Source organism: Streptomyces sp. NPDC037242 (assembly GCF_055604165.1).
Genome location: NZ_JBVJUY010000064.1, coordinates 1 through 7,085, shown reverse-complemented (window position 1 = coordinate 7,085; position 7,085 = coordinate 1). Strand labels below are relative to the sequence as shown.

Sequence of the window (7,085 nt, the reverse complement as noted above, 5' to 3'; positions counted from 1 at the left end):
CGCGGAGCGGGTCCCTAGGCGCTGCGCGCCTAGGAGCGAACCGCCCCGCTTCGCGGGGCGGTAACGCGGGCCTCCGGCCCGCTAGTGCCACCCCTCCGGGGTGGTTCTTCTCCGCTCCGCTCCGAAGAAGGAAGCGAGCCTCCCCGCTCCGCGGGGAGGTAACGCGGGCCTCCGGCCCGCTAAGGCCGGCCCCTTCGGGGCCGATTCCTCTCCGCTCCGCTCCGAGGAGGAAGGAAGCTCCCCGCTTCGCTTCGTCCGGGGACCTGCGCTCCACCCGGACGGGGAGCGCTTCGCGCTCCCAAGAGACCTCCCGCGCTGCGCGCGGGAGGTGACCCCGTTTCACGGGGCCAGGCCTTCAGCCTGTTGGGGTGGATCCGCTTCGCTCCTCCACCCCTGGCCCTTCCGGCTGCGCCTCCAGAAACAGCCCGCTGCGCGGGCGGCTAGCAGCGAGGGGCCTGGGTTCAGTCCTGCTCCGGGGACGCCCTCCTCCCCGGAGCAGGACTGAACCCTAAGTCGTGCCGTACGCCCCCGGAGGGCGGTTAACCGCCCCAGGGACCTCGGTGCCGTCGGGGTAGGTGACGGTAGCGAAGCATGAGGAGACCCAAACCTGCACGCAGTCCGTTTGGTACGAGACCTCGAAGGGGCGGTCACTCCAGGTTCCGTACGAGGTCACGATGACGTTCTCACCGGGGAGCAGCCAGTAATCCTGCCCGACAGGCTCCAGGAAAAGCTCCAAGAGCTCATCCCTGTCGTTCCCGACCAGGATCGGAACAGGGTTGCCCAGCGACCGGATCCCCTCGTCGCTGAAATCCCCCTCCAGAGCTTCCATGTTCCGGGCCAAAGGTGCCGTGATGTCAGCCATGCTCAGCGACACGGCCGATGGGCCAGACGATGGCGAGCCGGCGCCGAACAATCGCTGCCAGACGGCTCTCCTACTGCCCGAGCGCAAGCCTTCTCCGTCCTCCGTCACCAGGCTCCCCTTACTCCGACTCGCCCACAACCTACCCGACCACCAGCTCACGCTACCCGGTCACCCAACCACGGTGGTGAGCCCACCTGTGTCCGCCGGGGGATCCATCGAACCGAGAGAGTGCTTCAATTTATATTGCAGATAGATTTTGGGATACGCGGACACCTCCCCCGAACCCCCCGCGCCCACACGTGTCGCCGACTGGTGCTCCTGCACAACCCCAGCTCAGGGGCGTGACGACTGATCAGATTTACTGACCTGCGAGAACGACGCCTCGAAAGATGTCGGCGAGGAAGCCACCCGGTCTGACCGCTGCTCAGTGGTGCTACCGGTAGTGGGCGGTTCCACCGTAGGTCATGCCCAGCGCCACGGTGAGCTGTTTGACGTCGAGTTCGTCGGCGAGGGTGGGCAGCCGTGTGGAGCGCAGGACGCGCGGGAGGAGGCCGACCGGGTCGAGACTGTCACGGATGTGGGCCGCGCCAGCCGGGTCGGCGGTCACTCTGGTGAGCCGGGTGACCAGTACGTGCGGATTCTGCGTGTGCAGGGCTCTTCTGTGGGCGAGACAGCCTTCCAGGGCCTGCCACGTGGCGTTGTCGAGGGCGAGGTCGACTCTGCGCCCGGGGAAACGGACCGTCGGGGATGCCATGCTGATGTGGTCGCGGAGTTCGGTAGTGGTGGCAGCGTGGAGGAGAGCCGCCAGGCCGATCAATGCCTCGTGCGGCAGGACAATCCTTGCCGGCACTCCAGCGGCGGTAGAGGGCGCGCTGCTCATCGAGAGTGAGCGTTGAGCCTCTGAGTGCAGCAGCAAGCCGGTGCGGTGGGCGTGGGAGAAGGACTGCCGCAGGCCCGCGAGCCAGGAAGCCCGGCGGGCCGGGTTGCGTTCCAGGAACGCTTCCAGGTCGGTGACGTTCACGCCTGCCCAGGTGGTGAGGCCCTCCGCGTGGAGGTGGCGTGCCAGGTCCCTGATGGTGTCGAGGCGGATCTCGATGGTCTTGGGCTGATTCGGTCGCAGCCCGAGACGCTCGGCATCCTCTCGCTGGGCCACCAGAGCCTCGGCGAAGGCTCGTACGGCGGGGCGTAGCGGAGCCGGGACAGCCTGGATCCTGCGCTCGCGGCGAGCGGTTGCTTGTGGCTCCTCGGTGTCGGCGGGTGGGGCGAAGAGGCGGTGGGTGTGGAAGAAGTCGGCGAGCGGTCGTCTGAGCCAAGGGGTCGTTCGGTGCGCGGCAGCGAGCAGGGTGTCCGGGTCGATGGACTCGGTATCGATGACGAGACGGGTGTGTGAGCGAGGGCGTCCGCGGCGTAGAAGGCGTGGCGGTGGGTCGTCAGATGCGCAGCCAACGCGTCCCACCACGAGGGTGTGCAGGGCATGCGACTGGCCCAGCCAGCCGCTCGGGTCCGCACCGTATGAGGCGACTGCTCGTAACAGCGCTTGCACGTGCCCCGCGCCCACGGGTCGCAGCTTCGAGGATGCGCCGGCGCCCGCAGCGCTGGCACGGCCCAATGGCGAGAATGCGGCCATGACGCTTCTGGAGGACGGCCTGAGCGTGGTGAAGGCCAGGTTGAGGTCGGCTCGTCCGCACTGCGGGCACAGCTGCCCCGCCAGCGCGGAAGTATCGACCCACGCCTCCTCATACTGATGGCGGCCTGCTTGGTGTCGGCCTCAGAGGGTGCGGGCCGTGATGTCGCCGTAGGCGGTGGTGGCGTGGATGTTCAGGGTGGCGGCTTCGGTGTTCGTCAGCGCGTTGTGGATGCGGCCGTAGGCGGTGCCGGCGTCGAGGCTGGCGGAGGTGCCGCGGGCGGCGGCGACGGAGATCTGGCCGTACTCCGTGCGCAGGGTGAGGGTGCCGGTGACCGCCTCGGTGATGGTGAGGTCGCCCTTCTGGGTGGTGATCTCGCCGGGGCCGGCCAGGCGGCCGATCGTGACGGTGCCCGCGGCGAGGGTCAGGCGGGCGCTGGCGGCCTCGTCGAGCTGGACCGTGCCCTGTGCGACCTCGAAGACCACGTCTCCGAGGCGGCCGACGCCGCGGAGTTCTGCGACGGCCGCCTTCGCCTCGATGTGGGAGTCGGCGGGCAGGTGGACGGTCACTTCGACCGATCCCGAGTTGCCGAGGAGGCGGTTCTTGGCCGGTGCGGATCCGATGCGCAGGACGCCGTCGGTGTACTCGGCCGTCGTCTGCTGCGCCGCCTTTGTGTCCCGGGCGTTCGAGGGGTCGGCGGGCAGGACCTCGACGGTGGTGTCGGAGCGGTCGGCGGCGATGAGGCGGATGCGTCCCGCGGGGATGTCGAGGACGGCGGCGATCGGGGCGGTGGTGTCGAACTTCTGCATGGTCTTTTCCTTCGACTCGTTGTTCGCGATGAAGGAAAAGCTACGTTGCGTTTTGAGTGATGGCAACATAGTCGTTGCGTTGCTTGTGGATTTTTGCAGGTCAAGTAGGGTAAATCGTTGCGATGAGGGGTGAGGGTTAATGCAACGATGAGTGGTGAATGTTGCAATGGGGTGGGGGTGAACGCTACTGCGGGGCGGCTATGGCCGCGTATCCGTTCTGGATCGCGAAGACCGTCAGCTGGGTCCGGTTGGAGGTGCGCGTCTTGGTGCGCAGGCGGCGGAGGTAGGTGTCGACGGTGTGGGGGCTCAGGCAGAGCTGGCGGGCGATGGAGGAGACGGTGTCGCCTGTGCTGAGGAGGACGAGCACTTGGCGCTCGCGTCCGGTCAGGGTGGGTGCGGTGTCCTTCATGCTGCTGCCTCCTGGTGTGCTGGTACGGGGGTGGTGTCTCGGGCGCGGGTCGGTCAGCCGCCCCAGGAGGTGTCGGTGGGGTCCTGGCAGCCCCGCATGCCGCAGTTCGTGTCCGGCAGTTCGGTGATGTCGCCGGCGAGGACGGCTGTCGAGGTGGCTTCGGGTCCGGTCGAGGTGACGAGGGGCACGGCCGGGAACGCGAGCAGGACAGCGGTCGTCATGATCAGCAGGAAACGCTTCACGGGAACTCCGGAGGGGGCTGGAGGATGCGGTCTTTGCAGGTCATCTGGTATTCAGCTACTGGTGGGAGCCTGCCGGGTCATCCGGGGCGTCGGCAACGGATCATGCACCTCACCAAGTTGCATGGCAGTTTGGAGTCGGGGGGTCAAAGTGGCCTTTAGTGGCACGGGGGCGGATGAAAGCGGCGACGAGAGCGGCGCTCTGGAGGCCGAACTCGCGCTGTACGACTGGGCACTTCAGCACCAGAGCGTCGACACCGCCAGGGCGGCGGTGGAGCTGCGCCTGAGCCGGTCCGAGCTGGACGCCGCCGCGGAGCGGCTGCGGGAGGCGGGGCTGATCCAGCGCGTGCCCGGTGACCACACCCGGGAGCACGCGGTGGCCCCGGAGGCCGCCACGGGAGCGCGCGTCGCCTCCCTGGAGGCGCGGATCCGGGAGCAGCAGTTGCAGATAGCCGGGATCCAGATGCGGGCCGCGCGCTTCGCGCCCGTCTACCACCACCGGGGCACGCGCGACACGCTCCGCTCAGCAGGAGGACGGCCGCCGCGCTGACGGGGGCGGCCGCGAGGGCGCTCCACCACACCATCCGGGTCGGGGCCACGGACTCCCGTGCCCGGCCCAGGACGACGGTGACCGCGAGCCATCCCAGGCCGGAGCCGACGCCGAACGCACCGATCATCCGCTCGGCGGTGTCCGCCTGGACCTGCCCGAGCCAGATGGCCAGTTCCTCGGTGGCGGCTCCCACGCACAGGTACATGGCGCACTCCGCGGCGACGGCGTACCGCACGACCCGGTCGCCCCACAGGGCGCGCAGGCCGTCGGCCATCGCCGCGAGGCCGGTCTGCGCGGTGCGGTCGGAGGCCGGTGACGAGGGCAGCGGGAGCAGGCACAGGGCCGCCACGGCGAACGTCAGGCCGTTGAGCAGCAGCACCCACTCGATGCCCCAGCCGCTGAGCAGGGCCGCCCCCAGCAGGGGGCCGAGCGTCATGGCGGCCCCGGTGGCGGCGTCGAGCAGAGAGTTGGCGGCCATGAGGCGCCCTGCGGGGATGGCGTCCGGCAGGATGCTCGACAGGGCCGGAACCCGGACCGCCGCGAGGACCTGGAGCACGCCGAGCAGCACCACGACGGCCACCACGTGCCCGCCGGCGGCGGCGACGGCCATGGCGACCGTGACCAGGGCCGAGGCCAGGTCCGTGGCGATGGCCACGCCGCGCCGGTCGAACCGGTCGGCGATCAGTCCCGCGAAGGGCGACACGGCCACCTTGGGCAGGTGGAACACGACGAAGGCCAGCACGCCGGCCAGCGAGGATCCCGTGGTCTGCTGCACCCACAGGGGCAGGGCGAGGAACTGCAGGTACCCGCCCGCGGTCGACAGGCTCCGACCGGCCCATAGGGTCCAGAACACCGTGCCCAGTGGTGTGTGTTCCGGTTGTCGTGTCGTCGGCTTGTGCTTCATGCCGCACGTCCTGGGGCGTGGGCGGCTTCCAGTGCGGCCAGGGCGTACTGGGCCTTGGTACGGACGGTACGGGCCCGGCCGAGCCATGCGTCCGTCCCGTCGGCGAGCTCCTCCAGCAGCCGCAGCGCGCGCGGGGCGGAGGAGTTGACCTCCACCTCCACGCACGCGTAGGTCCCGACCGGCGGGCAGCCGTCGGTCGGGGCGCGGAAGGTGACGAGGTCCAGGCTGTAGGCGACCTCGGTGCCGTGCCGGTCCCGGCCCAGGCACTTGACCCGCCGCTGGCTGGCGACGGCGACCGGGGCGAGCGGCCCCTCGGCCAGCCCGCAGTCGCGCACGTGCCCGACCGGCAGCCGCCGCGGGTCGTCGAGGGCCTCGGGCACCTCGGCGGGAGTCAGGCGTTCGGCCAGCTCCAGGCCGTCGCGCCAGGCGTGTCGGCGTACCGCCTGTTTGAAGGTCATCCAGCACACGTCGGATGCGCTGCCGACGTTGACGACGACTCCGAGGGTGTGGCCGGCGCGGATCAGCGAGCGGTGCGCGTCGTCCACGTAGACGGTGGAGGAGACGAAGGTCAGCGGTGGGCGCAGGGCTTCCAGCGCCGTGGTGAGGATGCTTCCCTCGAAGAACCGGGCGGGGTCCTGGATCCCGTCGTACTCGGCGGGGTCCAGGTCCCACTTGCATTCGTGCTCGACCCCGACGGAGGCCGTCCGGCCCGGGACGGTTCGGGGGGTTGGGGCTTCTCCCGGCGCCGGGGGCGTGTCGGGCATAGGTTCCGCTCCTAGGGTGTGAGGTGTGCCCGGTGCGGGCGGGGCCGGGGCCGTGCCGCGGGGCTCACGGCCGCGGTTGTGGGACCGTGAAGATGTCGATGTCCTCGTCGGTGAGGGGCAGGACGCCGCGCAGCACGTCGCGCAGGACGTCCGCGCACGGGGGCGGGGGCCTGAAGTGGCCCGATTTCATGTTGGCGATGACCATGCAGTCCTGCGGCCCGCCCAGGACGGAGAGTTCGCCGGCCGCCCGTACCCTCAGGCGCTCGGGGACCAGCATCGGGTGCACCACCCGCATGCCGTCCACGCGGCGGTCGGGGGTCCGGCCGAACACCATCTCGGCCAGCGTGAACGGCTCGGGCCACACCAGCAGGCGGTAGGCGTCGTCCACCACATAGATGTGGGTGGGACCCGCCTGGAGCTGCCCGAAGGCCACCTCGGCGCTGGTGACGTGCACCGGCCGGATGGCGCAGGTCTCCCGCAGGTTGCCGTACAGACGGTCGAAAACCGCCCGGTCGTACTCGATGAGCACCGGACGGTCGTGGATCAGCCGGTGGTGGCGGCCCCTGTCCACCATTCCACCGATGTCATATCGCCGTTGGATCTCCTCACCCAGATCGCGGACCCGGCGTGCGACGTCCGCATCCGAACGGTCTTTTACGAGGACCGCCCGCAGGGAAAGCAATTCCTCGTAGAGGAGGAAGACAACGGCCTGGGAATCAGGTCCGTATTTGGCGGACACTTCGGAACGGACCTCTGCGTACCGCGCGAGCAACGGGTGCTCCACGCTGCTCAGCCCCATGACGTACAACCCCTCCCGGGTGGTGAGACGGCCGTGGGGGGGGGGGGGGGGGGGGGGGGGGGGGGGGGGGGGGGGGGGGGGGGGGGGGGGGGGGGGGGGGGGGGGGGGGGGGGGGGGGGGGGGG

At 70.1% G+C, this 7,085-nt stretch carries 8 protein-coding genes; all 8 read right to left on the bottom strand.

The genetic code is table 11. The features are described 5' to 3' along the window. Positions 1 to 508: 508 nt before the first annotated feature. Positions 509 to 862 carry a hypothetical protein gene (locus ACZ7GJ_RS37750; protein ID WP_470758488.1) on the bottom strand — a complete coding sequence of 118 codons (354 nt, stop codon included), beginning with the start codon at positions 860 to 862 and terminating at the stop codon, positions 509 to 511. 433 nt (positions 863 to 1,295) lie between these two features. Continuing rightward, positions 1,296 to 2,015 carry a hypothetical protein gene (locus ACZ7GJ_RS37745; RefSeq protein ID WP_470758486.1) on the bottom strand — a complete coding sequence of 240 codons (720 nt, stop codon included), beginning with the start codon at positions 2,013 to 2,015 and terminating at the stop codon, positions 1,296 to 1,298. Between the two features lie 615 nt (positions 2,016 to 2,630). Then, positions 2,631 to 3,296: a DUF4097 family beta strand repeat-containing protein gene (locus ACZ7GJ_RS37740; RefSeq protein WP_470758485.1), complete on the bottom strand. Its 666-nt coding sequence runs from the start codon at positions 3,294 to 3,296 to the stop codon at positions 2,631 to 2,633. A gap of 184 nt (positions 3,297 to 3,480) precedes the next feature. Beyond that, positions 3,481 to 3,705: a response regulator transcription factor gene (locus tag ACZ7GJ_RS37735; RefSeq protein ID WP_470758483.1), complete on the bottom strand. Its 225-nt coding sequence runs from the start codon at positions 3,703 to 3,705 to the stop codon at positions 3,481 to 3,483. Positions 3,706 to 3,758: 53 nt separating this feature from the next. Beyond that, positions 3,759 to 3,926 (bottom strand): hypothetical protein, encoded by a 168-nt coding sequence (locus tag ACZ7GJ_RS37730; RefSeq protein WP_470758481.1) that lies wholly within the window; start codon positions 3,924 to 3,926, stop codon positions 3,759 to 3,761. Between the two features lie 176 nt (positions 3,927 to 4,102). Further along, the gene (locus tag ACZ7GJ_RS37725; protein WP_470758479.1) at positions 4,103 to 5,398 is read right to left on the bottom strand and encodes an MFS transporter; all 1,296 of its coding nucleotides are present in this window, start codon (positions 5,396 to 5,398) and stop codon (positions 4,103 to 4,105) included. Further along, positions 5,395 to 6,162, bottom strand: coding sequence for a CYTH domain-containing protein (locus ACZ7GJ_RS37720; protein WP_470758477.1), 768 nt, complete (start codon positions 6,160 to 6,162; stop codon positions 5,395 to 5,397). The genes ACZ7GJ_RS37725 and ACZ7GJ_RS37720 overlap by 4 nt, the downstream gene beginning before the upstream one ends. A 64-nt stretch (positions 6,163 to 6,226) precedes the next feature. Then, positions 6,227 to 6,736: a hypothetical protein gene (locus ACZ7GJ_RS37715; protein ID WP_470758475.1), complete on the bottom strand. Its 510-nt coding sequence runs from the start codon at positions 6,734 to 6,736 to the stop codon at positions 6,227 to 6,229. Positions 6,737 to 7,085: the final 349 nt, after the last annotated feature.

Bases quoted from the DNA above. Each gene is read 5' to 3' on its own strand.
- ACZ7GJ_RS37720 (WP_470758477.1), bottom strand. From the start codon at position 6,162: ATGCCCGACACGCCCCCGGCGCCGGGAGAAGCCCCAACCCCCCGAACC.
- ACZ7GJ_RS37730 (WP_470758481.1), bottom strand. From the start codon at position 3,926: ATGACGACCGCTGTCCTGCTCGCGTTCCCGGCCGTGCCCCTCGTCACC.
- ACZ7GJ_RS37725 (WP_470758479.1), bottom strand. From the start codon at position 5,398: ATGAAGCACAAGCCGACGACACGACAACCGGAACACACACCACTGGGC.
- ACZ7GJ_RS37715 (WP_470758475.1), bottom strand. From the start codon at position 6,736: ATGGTGGACAGGGGCCGCCACCACCGGCTGATCCACGACCGTCCGGTG.
- ACZ7GJ_RS37750 (WP_470758488.1), bottom strand. From the start codon at position 862: ATGGCTGACATCACGGCACCTTTGGCCCGGAACATGGAAGCTCTGGAG.
- ACZ7GJ_RS37735 (WP_470758483.1), bottom strand. From the start codon at position 3,705: ATGAAGGACACCGCACCCACCCTGACCGGACGCGAGCGCCAAGTGCTC.
- ACZ7GJ_RS37740 (WP_470758485.1), bottom strand. From the start codon at position 3,296: ATGCAGAAGTTCGACACCACCGCCCCGATCGCCGCCGTCCTCGACATC.